This is a genomic window from Paenibacillus sp. FSL M8-0142 (genome assembly GCF_038597315.1).
Taxonomy (GTDB): Bacteria; Bacillota; Bacilli; order Paenibacillales; family Paenibacillaceae; genus Paenibacillus_AQ; species Paenibacillus_AQ lactis.
This window is the reverse complement of the sequence record NZ_CP152008.1, coordinates 1574851-1596127: the sequence shown is the minus strand read 5'-3', so window position 1 is coordinate 1596127 and position 21277 is coordinate 1574851. Positions and strand designations below refer to the sequence as shown.

Here is a 21277-nt window from a genome sequence, read left to right as displayed (position 1 = left end):
ATGTTAACGCTGTGTTAAATTCCCGCTTCCTCGTGTTCCTGAAGAACGGGAAGCTCGATGATGAAGGAGCTCCCAACGCCCAGCTCGCTTTCCACATCGATCCGGCCGTGATGCATATCCACCAGATGCTTAACGATCGATAGGCCAAGTCCCGTACCGCCTGATCCCCGGGATCTCGCTTTGTCCACCCGATAAAACCGCTCGAAGATACGCGGAAGATCCTTCTTCGGTATACCGATCCCCGAATCCTTTACAATGAACTGGACGATGTCCTCGGACTGGCCGTTATGCAGTTTTTCCCGTGCCGTCAATTTGACCCTGCCGCCCTCCTGCGTATAGTTGATCGCATTGGATAACAGATTCATGAAGATTTGGCGCAGCTTGTCCTCATCGCCTTCCATGAACAGCTCTTCTGGCACGTCGAGCTCGAGGCTGATCCGCTTCTTCTCCGCCACCGTGCGCATCATCTCGGATATCGTCTCGAAGAATGCCTGCAGATGGATCGGCGAATAGTCCATCTGAACGCGCTTGGACTCGATGGAAGACAGCTCCAGAATATCGCCGATCAGCCGGTTGAGCCGCTCGGATTCATCATAGATGATTTGGAGAAACGATCTGGCGGTCTTCTCATCCGACACGCCGCCGCCAAGAAGCGTCTCGGCAAACCCCTTAACGGCCGCAAGCGGTGTCTTGAGCTCATGCGATACATTCGCCACGAATTCGCTTCGCATTCTCTCCAATCTGCGGATGTCGCTTACATCCTGGAGCAGGAATAGCATGCCCCGGTAGGCCCCATCCTCCTGCACCATCGGGACCCCGTCCAGCCGGACAATCGATTCGACCGGGTAATACAGATTCCGTTCTTCATGGAAGCTGTTACGGTTCTCGAGCCCTTCCTTCATCAGCTTCGTGAGCTCGTAATGCTGCTTGAGCTCCCGATACGATTTTCCGGTAATCACTTCGGCGTCAACGCCCAGCATTCTCTCGGCCGCCCGGTTGATGAGCATAATATGGCCCGATCCGTTCACCATGACGATCCCGCCTGTCATGTTGTTCAGGACGCTCTGGAGCAAATCTTCATTGTCCCGGATCGTCCGAACTTGGGTCTGAAGACTGTCGGCCATCCCGTTGATCGCTTGCGCCAGCTGGCCGATCTCATCCTTACGGTTAATATTCACCCGCGCATCATACTCCAAACGCGCAATGCGTCTGGCGACTCTCGTGATTTTCTCGAGCGGCGACGTCAGCCCCTTCGCCACGCGAATGCTCAGAAGACTCGCTGCGAGGAACAGAATCGCAAGACCAATGCCCATCACCGTCCAGCCTTGCCGGACGCCTTGGTCGACCTGACTGAGGCTGAGGGACAGTCGCACGAAGCCATCGAAGGAATCGCCGACCTTAACGGGCAGCGCGACGTACAGCATGTCCTGCCCCAGCGTGCTGCTGCGGCGGATGGTGCTCCCTTTGCCGGTCTTCTCCGCTTCCAAGACTTCCTCGCGGTAAGCATGATTATCCATGGTCACGGGGTTGCTCTCGGAATCTCCGATCACCCGTCCATCCTTCGTTATAAACGTAACCCTTGCATCAGACAGCTCTTCAAGCTGAAGAGAACGGTTCGTATAATACTCGACGGCATCCGGGCTGTCGGTATCCGGAAAATCCATCATCGTCTGCAGAAGCCGGATCTCCCGGATCATATTGTCCTCCAGCAGCTGAATATGGGATTGCTTAAATACCTTTACCATGGCCAGACCGGCGCCAAGCATGGATAAACCGATCAATACCAGCATGATCAGGGTTAGACGGTTGCGAAACTGCTTCATGCTCTCTCCCTTTCCTCTTGTGCCTTGCATTCGATGTATTTGCTTCCCATCATAAACCTTGTCCCCGTCATCCTGCAACGTTAAATCCGTAAGACGAAGGGGATCCCTCCCGCCAGCAATCTCTAAATGCAAAAAGCACCGATCGGCATAAAGCCAATCGATGCTGCTTCATCATTATGAATTATGAAAAGACCGGATCCTTAAACATGGCCAGCTTGGCGGCGGAATCCTTGCTTACATCCGCATGCAGGCTGTTTCCGTGCGAATCCATCGTAACGATTGCGGCAAATCCATCGACCTCGAGATGCCACATCGCTTCGGGAATGCCGAACTCCATGAAATCCACGCCGTTCACTTTTTTGATGCACTCGGCATAATACTGGGCCGCGCCGCCGATGGCGTTCAAATATACGCCGCCGTGCTCCTGCAAGGCTTGAAGCGTCTTCGGACCCATTCCGCCTTTTCCGATAACCGCCCGGATGCCGAATTTCTTGAGGATTTCCCCTTGATAAGGCTCCTCGCGGATGCTTGTCGTCGGTCCGGCCGCCTTCACATGCCAGCCTTCCTCGTCCTTCAGCATAACCGGCCCGCAGTGGTAAATGACCGCGCCGTTCAGGTCGATCGGTGCGTCATGATCCATCAGATACTTATGTAACGCATCCCGTCCGGTATGCATCTCCCCGCGAATCACAACGACGTCGCCGACGCGGAGGCTGCGGATTTGCTCCTCGCTGATCGGCGTCTGCAGAACGATCTCCCGTCCTTGCCCTTGCACCGCGGCAGAGCCTGCCGACGCAGCGGCTGCTTCACTCGCTGCATTCATCCGTACCTCGTTGCCCGCTTCGTACAGCCACTCCGCAATTTCGCCGGTCGCCGGCTCAATCATGACACCTTGTCGGCGGAACGCCCAGCAGTTGTACGCAACCGAGACAAAGAAGCTCGCAGGCAGACGGTTCATGACGCCGATTTTACAGCCCAGCAGCGTAACTTCGCCGCCGAAGCCCATGGTGCCTATGCCCAGCTTGTTTGCATTTTCGAGAATATAATCCTCCAGCTTTGCCAAATCCTCGTTCGGATTCACATCGTCGAGATGACGGAAAAGCTGCTGCTTGGCCAGCTCATAGCCTGTTGTCCGGTCCCCGCCGATGCCGACCCCGATAAAGCCTGCGCTGCAGCCTTGTCCTTGGGCCTGGTAGATCGAATGAAGAATGCATTTGCGGATGCCGTCCAAATCACGGCCCGCTTTGCCGAGACCCTCAAGCTCCGTTGGCAGGCTGTATTGAATATTCTTGTTCTCGCAGCCGCCGCCCTTCAGAATGAGACGGACATCGATCTTGTCCTGCTCCCACTGCTCGAAATGAATGACCGGCGTTCCGGGTCCGAGGTTATCCCCGCTATTGGCTCCTGTCAAGGAATCGACCGAGTTCGGACGGAGCTTGCCATCCTTGGTTGCGCGGACGACGGCCTGATATATGGCCTTCTTCATTTCGATTTGGTTGGCGCCTACAGGAGTATGTACGATAAAGGTCGGCATTCCCGTATCCTGGCAGATCGGCGATACCTCCTGCTCGGCCATTTCGATATTCTGAGCGATCGTTGCCAAGGCGAGCCCCGCGCGCGTAGCCGCATCCTCTGCAGCGCGTCCGCGGTTTACCGCTCTGCGGACATCTCCCGGAAGATTCGTGGACGTCTCCACAATCAGTTTGTACATGCTTTCTTCAAAATGCTTCATCACTTGATTTTCAACCTCTCTTTCGATGACCAGCTTGCCGCTAAGGTATCCTGGTTAGTCCCAAGGTATATCATATCACAACAAACCGGCCATGAAAGGGTTTACTTTGAATTTGAACGCATGGCTGGAAATGTGCCGTTTACATGCATTGAATAACCATACCAATCTATAAACCTCGCATATGTTAATAGAGAAGGAGGTGATATGATACGGCGATAGGATCGGCGACGATGAGCCCGAATCCATCATCCGTTCCAACGTTCCGGCAGACGCTCGGCAGAGACTCGGCTGACGCTGTCCCGGATTCACGCCATCCGCGATTCGGGCACCCTTCCATCCGGATCCGTCGCCTCTAAAGCCATAGAATCCAGCGCCGAACGTATCCATTGCGTTAACGTCAGCTTCACCGTAACCGCCGTTTAACCGTGTTCCGCGCACCTCAGCAAAAAACAGCGGATGATCGCCCCGGCTTTACGCCTGATCATCCGCTGATGCTCAAAGATTAGGGTTCTGTATCCTCCAGCCTAACCGTTAATCACTTCGCCGCCGTTCACGTGAATGACTTGCCCGCTAACGTATGAAGAGTCCGAAGAGGCGAGATAGACGTATGCAGGCGCCAGTTCTTCCGGCTGCCCCGGTCTCTTCATCGGCTGGGTCGAGCCGAACTCGCTGACCTGATCCGCAGGGAAGGTTGACGGGATGAGCGGCGTCCAGATTGGTCCCGGTGCTACCGCGTTGACCCGGATCCCTTGTCCGACGACGTTCATGGAGAGGGACCGCGTAAAGGCTACGATCGCTCCCTTCGTCGAAGCATAATCCAACAACTGCGGGCTTCCCCGGTAAGCCGTAATGGATGTGGTATTAATAATCGCACTGCCCTTAGACAGATGCGTCATGGCCGCCTGGGTCATAAAGAACATGCCGAATATGTTCGTACGGAACGTGCGCTCCAGCTGCTCCTTCGTAATATCTTCAATCTTCTTCTGCGGATGCTGCTCAGCGGCATTGTTCACGAGAATGTCCAGTTTTCCCAGCTTCTCCACCGTCTCCTTCACCGCATCGCGGCAAAAGGCATCATCTCCGACATCGCCTGCAATCAGGATGCACTTTCTCCCTTCCTGCTCAACCTGCCGTTTGGTTTCCTCGGCATCCTGATGCTCATTTAAATAAACGATGGATACGTCGGCGCCCTCCTTGGCATAGTGAACCGCTACCGCCCGGCCAATTCCGCTGTCTCCGCCGGTAATCAGCGCCACCTTTCCCTCCAGCTTGCCGGCCGCTTTATACGCATTGCTTTCGAACTCCGGCTGCGGGTGCATCTCCGTCTCGGAACCCGGCCGATGATTCTGGTGCTGAGGGGGCATTGTCTGTTTTTGTTGGTCTTGTGTCATGTTCACATGTCTCCTTTCAGGTTAGCTGTAGAGGTTGTTCAAAAAGTCGTCTTTTGATCACGAAGTGAGTCAAGGAGTAACTCGGCATCGAATCTTGAATTCAGCCGGGCCTAAGTAGATGCTTCCGAAGCATGTTTCCTGCGGAAACATTTCAAGTGCTCACGTACCCAAAACAGCTGATGCTTTCGAAGGCGTTTTCTGCGAAAACGTTTAGCTCCGCTCCTCAGTCCCCAGCTTCATTTAACCTAAAGCGTTTTGAATAAAACGCACTTCGGAAGGATTCGCTAAAGCGTTTTGAAAAAACGCACTTCGGAAGCATAAGCCTCGGTGCTGAAAATCCGACTTTTTGGACACGGACTGTAAGACAACCTTTCATAGGATGTGTACGACTCGGCTCTTTATACGAGTGAAAAGCCTTCGATATGATATTTACCCGAATGCGGGATGATCAAACGTTTCATAAGAAAACCAAAAAGGTGGAGAACTAGCCTGTTCTCCACCTTTTTTTATCCATAAACGGAAAGGAGCCGTCCCTGTAGAAAAATCCACGCAGGGGACAGCACCTTCTTGGTTCTATGTAGCAATTTTAGATGATATGGCTGTACACCATGAAGAAGATCATTACAAGCAGAAGCAGTGCCAGCAGCGCGCTCAGCGTTCCAAGCTTGCTTGTCTCTTCCTTCACTTCTTTCTTCTCGCGAATGCCTGCCAGCGCGCTCTTCAGCGGCTTGCTCATAATTCCACCAATTGCGAACATAGCAAGAAGAAGAATGGTCACGATTATCATCCAAGGCACGGAATAGTCGCCTTGTGACATCATGTAACCGCCTGTAAGAAGTTGAAGCACGAGTCCATACTGGGCAAAGCGGTTCGCTACCCGAACCGTATTCACGGCGCCTTCTTGAGCAGCGAGAGACAGCTTCTGAATGCCGCCGACAACAAACGGCAGAATCAAATAGAACCCTAGCGCTGCTGTTCCAACCATATGCAGGAAAAATGTTACCGTCAACATAATCAAATTCCTCCATCGTTCAAAGTGTGATATATGTCATTTACGAATCATCGTCCTTATTATACTGGACAGACCATCCAATGAAAAGCAATCCCGCCCCGAATATCGGGACGGGATTGGATTTAGAGGCAAATTTGTGAACCCTTGCCGGATTTAAAGGGAAATGACCGATGTAACGCTGCGTACGGATTCGGCCGACTTGTCGAGCGCCGCCTTCTCCTCCGGCGTGAGCTCGAGCTCGAACACCTTCTCAATGCCGTCGCCGCCAAGAATGGCAGGAACGCCCATGAACAGGTTATCGTAGCCGTACTCGCCTTCCAGAAGCGCGATGACAGGAAGGATCCGCTTCTTATCCTTGAGGATCGCTTCCGTCATTTGCACAAGGGATGCAGCCGGCGCGTAGTAAGCACTTCCGTTGCCGAGCAGGTTGACGATCTCGCCGCCGCCCACGCGGGTGCGCTGCACGATGGCTTCGATCCGGTCAGCCGGAATCAGCGTGTCGATCGGAATGCCGCCGACGCTGGAGTAGCGAACGAGCGGAACCATGTCGTCACCGTGACCGCCCAGCACGAAGCCGCGAACGTCCTCAACGGATACGTTCAGCTCCTGCGCAATGAATGTGCAGTAGCGAGCGGTATCGAGCACGCCGGATTGACCGATGACGCGGTTCTTAGGGAAGCCGAGCGTATTGTACGCTACATAGGTCATCGCATCCACCGGATTACTCAAAATGATGACGGTCGCATTCGGAGCATGGGTCTTTACGTTCTCGCATACGGACTTGACGATGCCCGCATTCGTATTCACGAGATCATCACGGCTCATGCCAGGCTTGCGCGCAACGCCGGCCGTGATGATGACGATATCGGAACCGGCCGCATCCTCATAGCTGGATGTGCCGACGATGTTGCTGTCGAAGCCTTGAACCGGACTGGCCTCAAGCATGTCGAGCGCCTTGCCCTTGGTCGGGTTTTCAAGCTGCGGGATATCGAGCAGAACGACGTCACCAAGTTCTTTTTGAGCAAGCATTAGTGCGGTAGTCGCACCAGTAAAGCCAGCACCTACAACCGTAATCTTTTTACGAGTAATCGCCACGATGGCTCTCCCCCTTACAGGTTTTTAATGATTTCGTCCGCAAACTCGGAGCATTTCACTTCCGTTGCGCCTTCCATCAGACGTGCAAAGTCATAGGTTACGGTTTTGTTGTTGATCGCGGTTTCCATACCTTTGTAAATCAGATCCGCAGCTTCCTGCCATCCCAGATGCTCAAGCAGCATAACGCCGGACAGGATAACGGAACCAGGGTTTACAACGTCTTTGTCCGCATATTTCGGAGCCGTACCGTGAGTAGCTTCGAAGATCGCGTGACCTGTCACGTAGTTGATGTTCGCTCCCGGAGCGATACCGATGCCGCCTACTTGCGCTGCAAGCGCGTCGGACAAGTAGTCGCCGTTCAGGTTCAGCGTTGCGATGACATCGAAATCGGTTGGACGCGTAAGCACTTGCTGGAGCGCGATGTCGGCAATCGCATCCTTGATGATGATTTTGCCGGCTTCCTCAGCGGCCTTCTGTGCTGCGTTCGCTGCATCTACGCCGTCTTTTTCCTTGATGACGTCATATTGTGCCCAAGTGAACACTTTATCGCCGAACTCGGCTTCAGCCACTTCGTAGCCCCAGTTTTTGAAGGCGCCTTCGGTGAACTTCATGATGTTGCCTTTGTGCACCAGCGTTACGGATTTGCGGCCATGCTTGATCGCGTATTCCACAGCTGCGCGCACAAGACGCTTGGAGCCTTCGGAGGATACAGGCTTGATGCCGATACCGGACGTTTCCGGGAAGCGGATCTTATGAACGCCCATTTCCTCCTGGAGGAACTTGATCACCTTCTTCACTTCCTCGGAGCCTTCCTTGTACTCAATGCCGGCATAAATATCCTCCGTGTTCTCGCGGAAAATAACCATGTCCACGAGTTCAGGACGTTTAACCGGGGATGGCACGCCGTTGAAGTAGCGGACCGGGCGCAAGCAAGTGTACAGATCCAGCTCTTGGCGCAGAGCAACGTTCAGGGAACGGATGCCGCCGCCGATTGGCGTCGTCAAAGGTCCTTTGATGGCAACGATGTATTCACGGATTGCTTCGAGCGTATCGTTAGGAAGCCATTCTCCGTATGTATTATAAGCTTTCTCACCTGCGAACACTTCATACCAGGCAAGCTTCTTGGATCCGTTGTATGCCTTCTCTACAGCGGCGTCAAGCACGCGCTTGGAAGCTTTCCAGATGTCGCGCCCTGTTCCGTCACCTTCAATAAAAGGGATGATCGGATTGTTTGGAACCTGCAGCTTGCCGTTGTCGATGGTGATTTTTTCGCCTTCGGTTGGTAGTGCGAATTTTTCCAATTTCATGAGTATGAGTTCCTCCTTCAAATTTGGTTCTTGTCTCTAGCCCGGAGCTTCGTTATACGAATACCGGACGAATAGGCAAAGAGAACTCCGCCTTAAGGCGATCAACTCGCGTTTGAGCGGTTCTCTATGCCTATTGTACATGATTTCCTGCAAGTTAGCGAAGCTCTACCGGCACATATTTCTGATCGGTAAGGCCGGTGTACTCGGCACGCGGACGGATGATCCGGTTGCCTTCATACTGCTCAAGAATATGCGCTGTCCATCCCGACACGCGGCTGATGGCAAAGATCGGCGTGAACAGCTCCTGCTCGATGCCAAGCTGGGTATAAACCGATGCGGAATAGAAATCGACGTTCGGCTTCAATCCCTTCTGGCTCGTTACCGTTTCGTCGATCACGACGGACATGTCGTACAGGGATGTGTCGCCCTTCATTTCTCCGAGCTCACGCGACATCTTCTGAAGATGCTTCGCACGAGGGTCTCCGTTCTTGTAAACGCGGTGACCGAAGCCCATGATCTTCTCACGGTTGTCCAGCTTCTCCTGGATGTAAGCCTTCGCCCGGTCGATGGAGCCGACTTCATTCAGCATTTTGGCAACGGCTTCATTCGCGCCGCCATGCAGAGGCCCCTTCAAAGCGCCAATCGCGGAGGTAACGCCCGAATAAATGTCCGACAGCGTGGCTACGGTTACACGGGCCGCAAAGGTTGAAGCGTTAAGCTCATGATCGGCATGGAGCACGAGCGCTTGATCCAGGGCCTTGATCGACGTTTCGTCAGGCTGTTCGCCTCTGAGCATATACAGGAAGTTCTCGGCCACGGATACGCCGGCTTTCGGCGGGACCGGTTCCTTGCCTTGACGAACCCGCGCGATTGCAGCGACGATCGTCGGGAGCTGCGCCTGCAGTTTAACCGCTTTCTTCTCGTTCGCTTCACGGCTCATATCGTCGCCGGCCTCGTCATACAGCGCAAGCGCGGAAACCGCCGAGCGGAGCGATGCCATCGTGTTGGCGTCCTTCGGATACAACTTGATCTGCTGGATGAGCTCATCCGGAATTGCGGCATAATCGCTGAGGTCCTGCTTCAGCGCCTTCAGTTCCTCCGCATTCGGGAGCTTGCCGAACCAGAGCAGATAAGCCACTTCTTCAAAGCTTGCATGCTCTGCGAGATCGTCAATATTATATCCCCGATAAGTCAGAACGCCGTCGACGATCGAACTAATCGAAGAAGTGGTAGCTACAATGCCTTCCAAACCCTTAGTAGCTGTCATGCATCATCTCTCCTTTATGATCGGGATAAACGGTACTATTTTGACAATCATGAAAACATTTTCATGAAGTCGGATAAAAAAGAACACGCAAAAAAAGTGCTATGGTCCTTGTCATAAAACCTTCTCATATCATACTGGATTTTGTCTGATATGTGAACAAGAGCGGAGACATTCGCCGCATCAAAATGTTTTATCGACACCATAAACTTTTTTTTGAAATCACTTACAATTCCATTATAACTGTGAACTTTGTCATTGTCGAATTTTGAAAAGAATCGGGATAAAAAGCGGCGATCCGCCGGGGTTTATTGAATTCGAAACTTCCTAGCCTAAAACCTTCTCCTCCTTGCATACCTATAAATGTGTACGGGTCCGCTTGTCTGCTGACAAGCCTGGAAAGGAGGTTCATATATTTGGAACGAATACTGCTCAAACGGATCGGCCGGGGAGTGTGGGTTCTGTCCGCTCTCTTCATCACGGTCTACCTGATTTATGTATTGCTGCCCCTTCTCTATCCCTTCCTGCTGGCCTGGATCATCGCCTACGCCATGAACCCGCTGGTTAACGTGCTCCAGCGAAAGGTCAAGCTGCCGCGCTTCATTGCGGTCACGCTGTCCATCATCGTCTATTTCGGAGCGGCGATGCTGATCCTGACGGCTGCAGTTACCCGTCTGGTGAAAGAGCTGATCACGCTGTCCCAATCGTTCGACCTGCATATCGACTCGTGGATGGAATGGATCACCGGCTGGACGCGCAGCGACAGCTTTCAAAATATTGTGAATGAGATTAGTCTTTTCTACCAGAATAACCCCAATTATCATGACACCATTAACCAAAATATAAGCAGAACGACCGAGACGATCGGAAACGCCGTGACGGGCTTGATCACCGGCATTTTCAACGGAATTCTGCAGATTATATATTCGCTGCCGAATATGGGAACGATCCTGATCGTGGTCCTCATGTCCACCTTCTTCCTCAGCAACAGCTGGGAACGCCATAACCGGGCCATCCTTCGATTCGTTCCTGACGTGATCCGCAAGCCTATGGCCTACATCTTCTCGGATCTGAAAAAAGCGCTGTTCGGGTTTGCGAGGGCCCAGCTCATTCTCATCTCCATCACCGCCTGCATCGTGATCATCACGCTGTATGCGCTCGGCGTTAAGTCCGCATTCACCATCGGGCTGCTGATCGGCTTCATTGATCTGCTGCCATACCTCGGTGTCGGCATCGTCCTGATTCCCTGGTCCCTGTATGCCTTTATGTCCGAAGATCTTACGCTCGGCATTGGACTTACGGTCCTGTACAGCGTCATCCTCGTGGTGCGCCAGATTCTGGAGCCGAAGGTGCTTGCCAGCAGTGTCGGCTTGGACCCGCTCGCGGCCCTGCTCGGGATGTTTATCGGGCTCAAGCTGTTCGGCATTCTTGGGCTGATTATCGGCCCGATTGCCCTTGTCATCTTGGATGCATTCCATAGAGCCCATGTCTTTAGAGACTTGCGAAATTATATTATCGGCGGACGTTTCCGATGAAGCCACTCGTGAGTCAGCAAGCCAAATCATACCGCAGCATAGCGAAAAAAAGGCAATGATTGAGCCGATGATGCAGGGATCGATCCTTATGCGGTAGCGATAGTGGTGGCGATGGCAGTGCGATGGCAGTGGCGATGGCGGTGCCCACGGAGGTACGATGGCAGCGGCGCTGAACCGCAAGTACCATTAGCGATCGGCGCGGTATCAGGCCTATTCAAATTATTCGCAGCAACCGCCTTAAGGATATAAGAAAAACAGGGGCCGTTCTCCCTGTAGAGCAACAGCATCTACGGAAGGGATCGACCCCTGTTCATTTATCTGCGAAAAATCGTGATTTTGCCGTTCTTCATATTTTTCTTCATCCACGCAAGGAGCAAAAGCCTGTAAAGCGGACGGGTTATAGGAAATACGAGGGTAAAGCCGATGATATCCGTCACAAATCCCGGGAGGATCAGCAGCAGACCGCCGAGGAAAATGCACAGGCCATCGGCCATGGTGGAACCGGGAACCATCCCCGCATTCATCCTCTGCCTTGCGTCCTCCATCGCCTTCCGTCCCTCAAACCTCATCATGGCGACGCCAATGGCCGAGGTCAGCAGCGTCAGCAGCAGGGTGTTCATGCCGCCGACCCGCTCCGCTACGAATGAGAAGCCGAATATTTCGATCGCCGGTACGAAAATGACCGCCGCCAGTACCCATTTCATCATGATGCTACTCCTTCCTCCCCAAAAGGGTGTCCTTCAATGCATCATACAGCTTTGGCACGTTTTTATCCAGTCTGGACGGCTTCCATACGCGATTTAACCATACGTGGCGGGTTGTGCCCGAAGTCAACAGCTCGCCGGGCAGCGCCATCATCGTGGCGGCATCCGGATCGGACAGCACCCTTCCGGTCATCGTGCCGGCATCCCGATCGGACGGCACCTCGCCGGACATTCTTCGAACCTCATACTCATAATGTATTCGAAGAGGCGAGAAATCAATCATCCGGGTAAATACGGTTACCTGATCATCATAGCGGGCAGGCTGATGATATTTTACGTCCAGATCGACAACCGGCAGCAAGGCGCCTGCCTCCTCCATCTCCCGGTAGGAAAATCCCAGCTCCCGGATCATTTCGGTGCGGCCGATCTCAAACCAGTTCAAGTAATTCGCGTGATAGACGACGCCCATTTGGTCGGTTTCCTGATAGCGCACCCGGAAGGATGTGTGAAACCAGCGGCTGAGCTTGGATATGGAGCCTTTCGTCAATATGCACACCCCCTCTCTATGCAAAAGAAGCAATGGCTCGAAAATCGTCCATTGCTTCTAACGCGGCTATCGTTAGACTCCCTAAGGGATCCTGAATATGAATATTTCTGTACAGAACTATTTCTGCGCAGGAATTGAATCTACTTTGAGCAGGTTGGTCGAGCCGGAACGGCCAAGCGGTACCCCTGCCGTAATCACAACCAGATCGCCTTCCTTCACCAGGCCGGATTTCACACCGCCCTGCAAAGCGTAATCAAACATTTCGTCTGTCGACGTAGCCAGCTCACCTTTAACCGGCGTTACGCCCCAAGTCAGAGCGAGGCGTCTCAGCGTTCTGTCCTGTGTCGTTACGGCAATGATCGGCGCCTGCGGACGGTATTTGGATACCATGCGCGCCGTTTGGCCGGATTCCGTGGACGAAATGATCGCCTTGGCGTTCAGATCCAGCGCGGAGATGGCAACCGATTGGCTGATCGCTTCCGTTACGCTGGTTTCTTGCGCGATGCGCTGCTTCAGGAACATTTCGCGGTAGTTCAGCGCCGATTCCGCTTTCTCGGCAATGCGGGACATGGTCAGAACGGATTCGACCGGATATTTACCGGCAGCCGTTTCACCGGACAGCATGATGGCATCCGTGCCGTCGAAGATCGCATTCGCCACGTCACTAGCTTCCGCACGGGTAGGACGAGGGTTGCGCTGCATGGAATCCAGCATTTGCGTAGCGGTAATGACCGGCTTGCCTGCAAGATTACATTTCTCGATCATGCGCTTCTGAACAAGCGGTACTTCTTCAGCCGGAATTTCGACACCGAGGTCGCCGCGGGCAACCATCAAGCCGTCGGATACTTCCAGAATCTCATCCAGATTGTCAACGCCTTGCTGGTTCTCGATCTTCGAGATGATCTGAATGTGCTCGGCGTTGTGCTTCTTGAGCAGCTCGCGAATTTCAAGCACGTCGCTTGCTTTGCGAACGAAGGAAGCCGCAATAAAATCGATGCCCTGTTCGATCCCGAATACGATGTCGCTCGCGTCCTTTTCCGTAATGCCTGGAAGAGAGATCGCGACTCCAGGTACGTTCACACCTTTTTTGCTCTTAATGGTGCCGCCGTTGACGACGCGGCAGCGGATTTCCGTGCCCTGAATTTCTACAACGGTCAGACCGATCAGACCGTCGTCGATGAGGATCGTGGATCCAACCTGAACGTCATTCGGCAGCTCTTTGTACGTAATGGAAATCCGATTCTTGTCGCCGAGGATTTCCTCGGTCGTAAGGGTGATGTACTCATCCTGTACAAGCTCAATCGGTTCCACTTCAAGCTTACCGGTACGGATTTCCGGTCCTTTGGTATCAAGCAGGATCGCTACCGTTTTGTTCAGTTCTTCGCAAGCCTGGCGGATATTTTTGATCCGGTTGCCGTGCTCCTCGAAGTCACCGTGGGAGAAGTTCAGGCGAGCCACGTTCATGCCGGCCATAATGAGCTTCTTGGTGTTTTCCAACGATTCACTGGAAGGACCGATGGTACATACAATTTTAGTTTTGCGCATTTGGGTTTCCTCCGTTTTTCAAGGTTCTCTATATCTCTTTTTCCAACAACTAAATTTACTACAAAAAGCTTCATTTGTATAGGAACTTTGTCATATCGTCAAACTTGCAAACATTTACATGATGGCGTCCTGCTGCTCGGTTTTTGCGAAATCGAATTCGCCGATTTTACGGAACTTCCGGTACCGGTCTTCCTTCAATTCGCAAGCATCCATCGCAGACAGCTCGGTCAAATGCCGAATCAGGGCGCTTTGGATCGCGCTGGCCGTCTCCTCGTAATTGCGATGGGCACCGCCCTTGGGCTCCGGAATGATCTCTTCAATCACTTCCATCTCCAGCAGGTCCTGTGCCGTAATCTTCATCGCCTCGGCCGCCTGGTCAGCCTTGGAAGCGTCCTTCCACAGAATGGAAGCGGCGCCGTTCGGCGAGATTACCGAGTAGATCGCATGCTCGAGCATGAGGACACGGTTACCTACGGCCATCGCAAGAGCACCGCCGCTTCCACCTTCGCCGATGACCACACAAACAATTGGCACGCCGAATGTCGACATTTCCCGCAGATTGCGGGCAATCGCCTCGGACTGGCCTCTCTCTTCAGCTGTATTACCCGGATATGCGCCTTTCGTATCAATGAAAGTGATAATCGGACGATTGAACTTGTTCGCCTGCTGCATGAGCCGCAGCGCTTTGCGGAAGCCCTCCGGATGCGGACTTCCGAAGAATCGGGCGATATTGTCCTTCGTATCCTTGCCCCGCTGCTGGCCCAGCACCGTAACCGGCACGCCGTTCAGCTTCGCAAGTCCCCCCACGACCGCCAGATCGTCTCCGTACAGCCGATCGCCGTGCAGCTCGATGAAATCCGTAAAGATAAGCTGGATCAAATCAAGCGATGTCGGCCGCTGCTGATGGCGGGCCAGATGCATTTTTTGTGACGGGGATATCGAGGAATAAATTTCTTCCTCCAATCGGCTATATCGTTCTTCAAGACGGGCGATTTCATCCGTGAAATCAATCCCTTTTTCTTGACCGAACTGTTTCAATTCTTCAATCTTCTTGCGCATTTCTGCAAGAGGCGTTTCAAAAGGCAGTGCGCCTGACATTAGAATCCCCCTTTCACAGCATGCATCTCCAGCAGCTTGCCCAGCATGGAACGCATGTCTTTCCGATGAATAACCATGTCAAGCTGACCATGCGCCAAATTGAACTCCGCCGTCTGGAAATCATCCGGCAGCTTCTGGCGAATGGTCTGTTCGATAACGATACGGCCGGCAAAGCCGAATACGGCTCCCGGTTCAGCGATATTAATATCGCCAAGCGTTGCAAAGCTTGCGGATACGCCGCCGGTGGTCGGATCCGTAATAACGGAAATATACAGCCCGCCCTGCTCATTGAATCTCGCCAGAGCTGCACTCGTCTTGGCCATTTGCATTAAGCTCAGAATGCTCTCCTGCATCCGGGCTCCGCCGGACGTCGAGAAGATGATCAGAGGCAGACGCTTGTCCGTTGCGATCTCGATCGCCCGGGTAATTTTCTCCCCTACGACCGATCCCATGCTGCCCGTGAAAAAATCAAAGCTCATTACAGCCACCACGACCGGATGTCCCAGAATGGTTCCCTGGCCGGTTACGACCGCGTCCCGAAGACCAGATTTCATCGTCTGCTGCTCCAGCTTGGCCGCATAGCCCGGAAACTTCAGCGGGTCCACGGATATCATTTCGGCGTCGAACTCCTCGAAGCCTGTCTCATCCAGCGTCATGCCGATCCGCTCTAACGCGTTCAGACGCATATGATGGCCGCATTCCTGACACACCTTCAGATTCTTCTCAAGCTCTTTACTGTATTGAATCGTGCCGCACTTGGCACATTTGTTCATCAGGCCTTCCGGAATTTCACGTTTCGGGCGTTCGCCTTCCTGAGGCTGCCCTGCCGTCCCAAGTCGCTCTGATGGGATCGTTGCGTATTTCCTTTTTTTCTGAAATAAGTCTTTGAACACAACTACACCTCTTCAGCCCTAAATTTGAATGGCCGCCGTAGATAACACTTCGCCGATCCGTACACATGCTTCGCTATGTAGCCCATATATCCTATGGGTGCAATATCGAATTCAACACTTCCTGTACTTCCTCAAGCTCTCCGGAGGGTACCAATATTTCAAACTGCTGTTTGGATAAATTCACAGGACGGCTTTTAACCAAAAAACCTTCTTCCGTCAGCCTGGTTTGGATCATTTCCGCCACCTTTGCAGTTGGCGCAATATAGATAACCGTCCACATGCCTTTCAGATCCCCCTAATCTCGTTCCACAGGCATATCCTGAGCCGATATAATGGATAATGATAACATACTTCAGTTTTTACCTCAACAAAGAGAGCAGGGGGCTGAAAAGCGGCCTGACCGGTCGTCGACCCTTAAACGACAGGGCTCGCGGTCATTCGTCAGAACTCGCGGAATAGCTTGCCGCATCGGGATTGTTATGCGCGATCCGCGAGGACGCCGCTGCTGCGATGCCTGCCACCAAATCGTCGAGAAACACATGAATTCCATCCATTTTTTCATTCAATATTTCAATAACGCCAATTTTTTCTTTATCCAAATATCCGAAACTTGTCAACCCGATCATTCCATAAATGCTGGTGACCCCGAGCGCCATCGTTTCATCGACCCCGTACAGCGGCTCGTCGTTCTCCATGATCGATTGCAGAGGCTGCGGCAGCAGCTTTCTCTCCGCCAATTCATCGAGCGCAATCCCCGTAAACAGCGTATACTGCACTTCTCTCTTGCCAAGAACGGCGCGGACGCTGTCCTCGCACTGTTCCAGCGTTAATCCCGGATGATACCGCTGCTGCAGCTGAAATACGATGTCCGCAATGGCGGTAATGCTGACCCCCCTGCGGCTTAGCATGCTCTCTGCCAAGTCCAGTGACATAATAATCCCTCCCGCTTACGATCAGCCGATAGCTCCATAGGTGGATGAGCAAAATCCTGTGCCCGGATCACTTCCAGGGAGTACTCGGCCACTTTGCTGTAGTGTCCTAATTGTATGCGGGAGGGATATGAAACGTTCTTATTTTTTGAGGCTCACCGAACCTTTACGGTATCTTCGCCCAGCATGCTTATCATTTGGGCACTCAGCTCATCGGAGAGGTTAATCCGATACGCGTCGCTCAGGGCGAGCACCTTCTGGCTCCGTTCGTAGAACAGTACGGTCGGCATGTCCCCCGGATGCCGCTGCAGCAGCTCTTTCAGCTTCACCAGCAGCTCCGGCTTCTCGGCCTCCCGGCTGATCTTGATAAAGACCCGCTGCTCGGGTCTTGACGGGCTCAGCCGGTCCGGGCGGGCGGCTCGCTCTGCGGCCTCGCTGGGCTTCGCCGTCGCCGGCGATGCGCCTGCCTCCGGCAGCGGAGCGAGCCCTGCAGCGGAAGCGCCTGGCCGGCGGCTCGGCGCTTCCGGGGCCGGCGGCTCGGCGGCAGCCTCTCGCCGGGGCATGCCGCCGCCGGAGGTCGGCTGCGGACGGCTTCGTCCGCCGCCTGCCGCGCGGACCTTGCTGCGCTGCACCAGCTGCCGCAGCGTCCCGGCTTCAAGCGGCGCCACCTCTTCGGCAAGCAGCTTGAAGCCCTCATCCTGCAGCTGCACCTTGGCGCGAATGGCCAGCAGGGCCCCCTTCTCGATCAGGTGCGCGCTTCGCTTCCACACTTCCGGAAACAGCACCACTTCGCAGCGCTCGATCTGATCCTCGCACTCCATGAAGGCCATCGCCTTCCCTTGCTTCGTCGTGATGGTCTTCAGGGAGACCACCATGCCGGCTACGGCTGCCATCGATTCGTCCTGTGCTTCGTGCAGCTCCATCAGCCGGTCCGCCCCGGTCTCCTCCAGAATCTCGTCGAATCCGTCGAGCGGGTGCCCCGACAGATACATCCCGAGCAGCTCCCGCTCGAATTCAAGCTGCTGGCCTTGAGAATATGGCGCAATATCGGGATATTCGATATCCCAGTTCGGCGTCTCGACGAAGTCGAACAGCTGAATCTGCAGGTCATCGCGTTCCTTGCGCCACTTGACGGCCGCTTCCACGGTCTCGTCAAGCATAGCGACGAGCTGGGAGCGGTGGCCCGGCAGGGAATCGAACGCCCCGGCTTGAATGAGCGATTCGATCACGCGTTTATTGCATACGCGAAGATCGACGCGGCGGCAGAAGTCCAGCAGGCTCTCGAACGGCTTCTCTTTGCGGATGGCCGCAATGTTCTCGACCGCTTGGGTGCCGACGTTCTTAATCGCGGCCAGCCCGAAGCGGATACTCCCTGCGGATGGCTCCGCCGATACCGGCCCGCGCTCCGCGCCTGCCGATCCTGCGGGCACCGGCACCGGCGTGAAATAGGTCCCGCTCTCATTGACATCCGGCGGCAGCACCTCGATGCCCATCCGCCGCGCTTCGAGCACGTATTCGGCTACCTTTCGGTGGCTGCCCATGACGGCCGTCAGCATCGAAGCCATGAATTGAACCGGGTAGTGCGCCTTCAGATAGGCCGTCTGAAAAGCGAGCACGCCGTACGCCGCCGCATGCGCCCGAGGGAAGCCGTAATCCGCGAAGCGCACGATCATATCGTACACGCGGTTAGCGTCGTCCTCGCCGTATCCCATCTTGAGGCTGCCTGCGACGAAATGGCTCCGCTCCCGGTCCAGCACCTCGCGTTTCTTCTTCGACACGGCCCGGCGGAGCAAATCCGCCTCCCCGAGCGTAAAGCCGGCCATGCTTGAGGCAATCTGCATGATCTGCTCCTGATACACGATGATCCCGTACGTATCGCCGAGGATCGGGATCAGATCCGGATGCGGATACTCCACCTCGATCCGGCCGTGCTTGGCCTGAATGTATTTCGGAATAAACTCCATCGGACCCGGACGGTACAGTGCGTTTACGGACACGATATCCTCGAAGGCCGAAGGCTTCAGTTCCTTCAGGACCCGGCGCATGCCGGCGGACTCCAGCTGGAACACGCCCGTTGTCTCGCCTTTGCCGAGCATTTCGTACGTAAGCGGATCGTCGTCCGGCACCTGCGTCAGGTCCAGCGCCTCCTCCTGATGCTCCTGGATCCACTTCAGCGTTCGTTCAATAATGGAGAGGGTGCGAAGGCCGAGAAAATCCATCTTGAGCAGTCCGACGCTTTCCAGATGCTCCATGGAATACTGCGTCAGCGCGGTCCGCTCGCTGCCCTCCTGAAGCGGAACGGCATCGGTAAGCGGATCGCGGGAAATGACGACGCCCGCCGCATGCGTAGAGGCATGGCGGGGCATTCCCTCGACCTTCATCGCCATGTCGAGCAGCTCGCGCACCTTCGGTCTTGTCTCGTATTGCTCCTTCAGCTGCGGACTTTGCTCCATCGCCTTGGCAATGCTGATGCCCAGATGGTTCGGGATCAGCTTGGCCGCTTTATCCACGTCGCCGAACGGCACGTTGAGCGCTCGCCCCACATCGCGTACAGCCGCACGCGCTGCCATCGTACCGAACGTAATGATCTGGGCGACATGCTCCCGGCCGTATTTGTTCACCACATAATCGATGACCTCATCCCGCCGCTCGTCGCTGAAGTCGATATCGATATCCGGCATCGTGACCCGCTCGGGATTCAGAAACCGTTCAAACAACAATTTATACTTCATCGGATCGACGTTCGTGATCCGGAGCGTATAAGCGACAAGGCTGCCCGCGGAGGAGCCCCTGCCCGGTCCGACCGCGATGCCTTGGCGATGCGCATATGCGATGAAATCCCACACGATCAGAAAATAATCGCTGAAGCCCATTCTTTCGATCACGTCCAGCTCATAGCTCAGACGCTGCTCCAGCTGCTCCTTAAGCTCGGGGGACTGCCAGCGTTCGGTATTCTCGTACCGGTCCCGGAGCCCGTTCTCGCACAGCTGCCTTAAATATTCGGCGGAGCTTGTCCCTTCTGGGAGGGAACGGTACTCCGGCAAAATGGATTTTCCGAATTCCAGCTCAAGGCTGCATTGATCCGCAATTCGGGCCGTATTGGCGATCGCTTCAGGCACATGCGGGAACAGCCGCTCCATCTCCCGGCCGTCCTTCAAATACAGCTGGCTTGTCGGGATCCGCAGCCGGTCCTCATCCTCCACCGTCTTGCCTGTGCCGATGCAGATCAGCACATCCTGCACCTCGGCATCTTCCTGCGTCAGATAGTGAACATCGTTCGTAGCCGCAAGCGGAATGCCCGTTTCGCGGCTAAGCGCGATCAGCTGCGGATTGACCCGCTTCTGCTCCGGCAGCCCGTGGTCTTGAAGCTCCAGATAGAAATCGTCTCCGAAGATAGCCTGGTAGCGAAGCGCGGCCGCCCTGGCCTCCGCTTCCCGCCCATGCAGCAGATGCTGCGGCACTTCCCCGCCTAGACAAGCGCTCAGACAGATAATGCCTTCATGATGGGCTGCCAGCGCCTCCATATCGATCCGCGGTCTGTAATGATAGCCTTCCAGATGGCCGATGGAGCACAGCTTCATCAGATTGCGGTAACCGATATCGTTCTTAGCCAGAAGAATCAGGTGATAGATCGGCTGATCCTTCCGGCTTCCCCGCTCTTTGCGGGAGCCTGCCGTGATGTATGCCTCGCAGCCGATGATCGGCTTGATGCCGTGGGCCAGACAAGCTTTGTAGAACGGAATCGCGCCGTACATGACGCCATGATCCGTCAGCGCCAGCGACTTCATTCCAAGCTCCGCAGCTTCCCGCACCAGGTCGCCGATACGTGCCGCTCCATCGAGCAAACTGTATTCACTATGCACGTGCAAATGCACGAAAGAGCTCATCGTAACGCCTTCCTTTCGCCGGTTCATTTATATCAATCGAACAAACAGATCATGTTCATAAAAAAGTCCTTATATCATTTTATCATAATCCCACAAGGCCCGCCCATATAATGAAACTAGAGCGCCTGCGGACAGGCAGTCGCAAGTGGCGGCAGCACCGCCACGAGAAGAAAGGGGATAAAGAGTATGGGCGTGTTTTTATCCAAGGCGATTCTTGACTTTTTCATAGCCTTCGGCATCGTGCTGGGAGGAGCCATGGTAGGAGGCATAGGTGCCGTCCTGTCCCTTCAGCCCCCGACCCATACGATGATGGAGATCGCCGACCGAATCAAAATATGGGCGTTGGCCGCGGCAATCGGGGGCACCATCGATCCGATGCGGGTTATTGAGAGCAACATGCTCGGAGGCAATCTTTCGCCTGCGATCAAGCAGATTCTATATCTATGCTTTGCATTTCTCGGAGCACATATGGGCAGCGAGCTGGTCAAATGGGTGTGCTCGAACAAGGGGTAGCC

At 54.4% G+C, this 21277-nt stretch carries 17 protein-coding genes; 2 read left to right on the top strand and 15 right to left on the bottom strand.

The features are described 5' to 3' along the window. Nucleotides 1-14: 14 nt before the first annotated feature. The 7 genes from NSQ46_RS07630 to citZ all read right to left on the bottom strand — a co-directional run bounded on the left by NSQ46_RS07630 (nt 15) and on the right by citZ (nt 9627). Nucleotides 15-1823 (bottom strand): ATP-binding protein, encoded by a 1809-nt coding sequence (locus NSQ46_RS07630; protein WP_007127413.1) that lies wholly within the window; start codon nt 1821-1823, stop codon nt 15-17. A 181-nt stretch (nt 1824-2004) separates the two neighbouring features. Beyond that, the gene (locus tag NSQ46_RS07625) at nt 2005-3555 is read right to left on the bottom strand and encodes a fumarate hydratase (protein ID WP_007127412.1); all 1551 of its coding nucleotides are present in this window, start codon (nt 3553-3555) and stop codon (nt 2005-2007) included. A gap of 524 nt (nt 3556-4079) precedes the next feature. Then, on the bottom strand, nt 4080-4946 hold the full coding sequence (locus NSQ46_RS07620) for an SDR family oxidoreductase (protein WP_007127411.1): 867 nt from the start codon (nt 4944-4946) through the stop codon (nt 4080-4082). 586 nt (nt 4947-5532) lie between these two features. Continuing rightward, nucleotides 5533-5958 (bottom strand): hypothetical protein, encoded by a 426-nt coding sequence (locus tag NSQ46_RS07615; protein ID WP_007127410.1) that lies wholly within the window; start codon nt 5956-5958, stop codon nt 5533-5535. A 153-nt stretch (nt 5959-6111) separates the two neighbouring features. Then, nucleotides 6112-7053, bottom strand: coding sequence for a malate dehydrogenase (gene mdh / locus NSQ46_RS07610; protein ID WP_007127409.1), 942 nt, complete (start codon nt 7051-7053; stop codon nt 6112-6114). 14 nt (nt 7054-7067) lie between these two features. Further along, entirely contained in the window at nt 7068-8360 is a 1293-nt protein-coding gene (gene icd, locus NSQ46_RS07605) for an NADP-dependent isocitrate dehydrogenase (protein ID WP_007127408.1), read from the bottom strand. A gap of 154 nt (nt 8361-8514) precedes the next feature. Then, nucleotides 8515-9627: a citrate synthase gene (gene citZ, locus NSQ46_RS07600; RefSeq protein ID WP_007127407.1), complete on the bottom strand. Its 1113-nt coding sequence runs from the start codon at nt 9625-9627 to the stop codon at nt 8515-8517. A 413-nt stretch (nt 9628-10040) separates the two neighbouring features. On the opposite strand from citZ, the gene ytvI reads away from it, so the two are divergent. Further along, on the top strand, nt 10041-11159 hold the full coding sequence (gene ytvI / locus NSQ46_RS07595; protein WP_342576592.1) for a sporulation integral membrane protein YtvI: 1119 nt from the start codon (nt 10041-10043) through the stop codon (nt 11157-11159). A 314-nt stretch (nt 11160-11473) separates the two neighbouring features. Here the strand turns inward: ytvI and NSQ46_RS07590 are convergent, their stop codons facing one another. From NSQ46_RS07590 to NSQ46_RS07555, 8 genes are all read right to left on the bottom strand, one after another. Further along, nucleotides 11474-11866, bottom strand: a complete 393-nt coding sequence (locus tag NSQ46_RS07590; RefSeq protein WP_342576591.1) for an FxsA family protein — start codon at nt 11864-11866, stop codon at nt 11474-11476. A 4-nt stretch (nt 11867-11870) separates the two neighbouring features. Next, nucleotides 11871-12410: a thioesterase family protein gene (locus tag NSQ46_RS07585; RefSeq protein WP_342576590.1), complete on the bottom strand. Its 540-nt coding sequence runs from the start codon at nt 12408-12410 to the stop codon at nt 11871-11873. A gap of 117 nt (nt 12411-12527) precedes the next feature. Further along, a complete protein-coding gene (pyk, locus tag NSQ46_RS07580) occupies nt 12528-13955 on the bottom strand; it encodes a pyruvate kinase (RefSeq protein WP_007127403.1) in 1428 nt (475 codons plus the stop codon). 114 nt (nt 13956-14069) lie between these two features. Continuing rightward, nucleotides 14070-15053: an acetyl-CoA carboxylase carboxyltransferase subunit alpha gene (locus tag NSQ46_RS07575; RefSeq protein ID WP_341342310.1), complete on the bottom strand. Its 984-nt coding sequence runs from the start codon at nt 15051-15053 to the stop codon at nt 14070-14072. Further along, nucleotides 15053-15946 carry an acetyl-CoA carboxylase, carboxyltransferase subunit beta gene (gene accD / locus NSQ46_RS07570; RefSeq protein ID WP_341342311.1) on the bottom strand — a complete coding sequence of 298 codons (894 nt, stop codon included), beginning with the start codon at nt 15944-15946 and terminating at the stop codon, nt 15053-15055. The genes NSQ46_RS07575 and accD overlap by 1 nt, the downstream gene beginning before the upstream one ends. Nucleotides 15947-16037: 91 nt before the next feature. Continuing rightward, the gene (locus NSQ46_RS07565) at nt 16038-16226 is read right to left on the bottom strand and encodes a hypothetical protein (protein ID WP_007127400.1); all 189 of its coding nucleotides are present in this window, start codon (nt 16224-16226) and stop codon (nt 16038-16040) included. 154 nt (nt 16227-16380) lie between these two features. Next, a complete protein-coding gene (locus NSQ46_RS07560) occupies nt 16381-16878 on the bottom strand; it encodes a phosphatidylglycerophosphatase A (RefSeq protein WP_007127399.1) in 498 nt (165 codons plus the stop codon). Between the two features lie 152 nt (nt 16879-17030). Continuing rightward, entirely contained in the window at nt 17031-20762 is a 3732-nt protein-coding gene (locus tag NSQ46_RS07555; protein ID WP_342576589.1) for a DNA polymerase III subunit alpha, read from the bottom strand. 186 nt (nt 20763-20948) lie between these two features. Here NSQ46_RS07555 and NSQ46_RS07550 point away from each other — a divergent pair, with 186 nt between their 5' ends. Continuing rightward, nucleotides 20949-21275 carry a YtrH family sporulation protein gene (locus NSQ46_RS07550; protein WP_007127397.1) on the top strand — a complete coding sequence of 109 codons (327 nt, stop codon included), beginning with the start codon at nt 20949-20951 and terminating at the stop codon, nt 21273-21275. Nucleotides 21276-21277 lie beyond the last annotated feature (2 nt).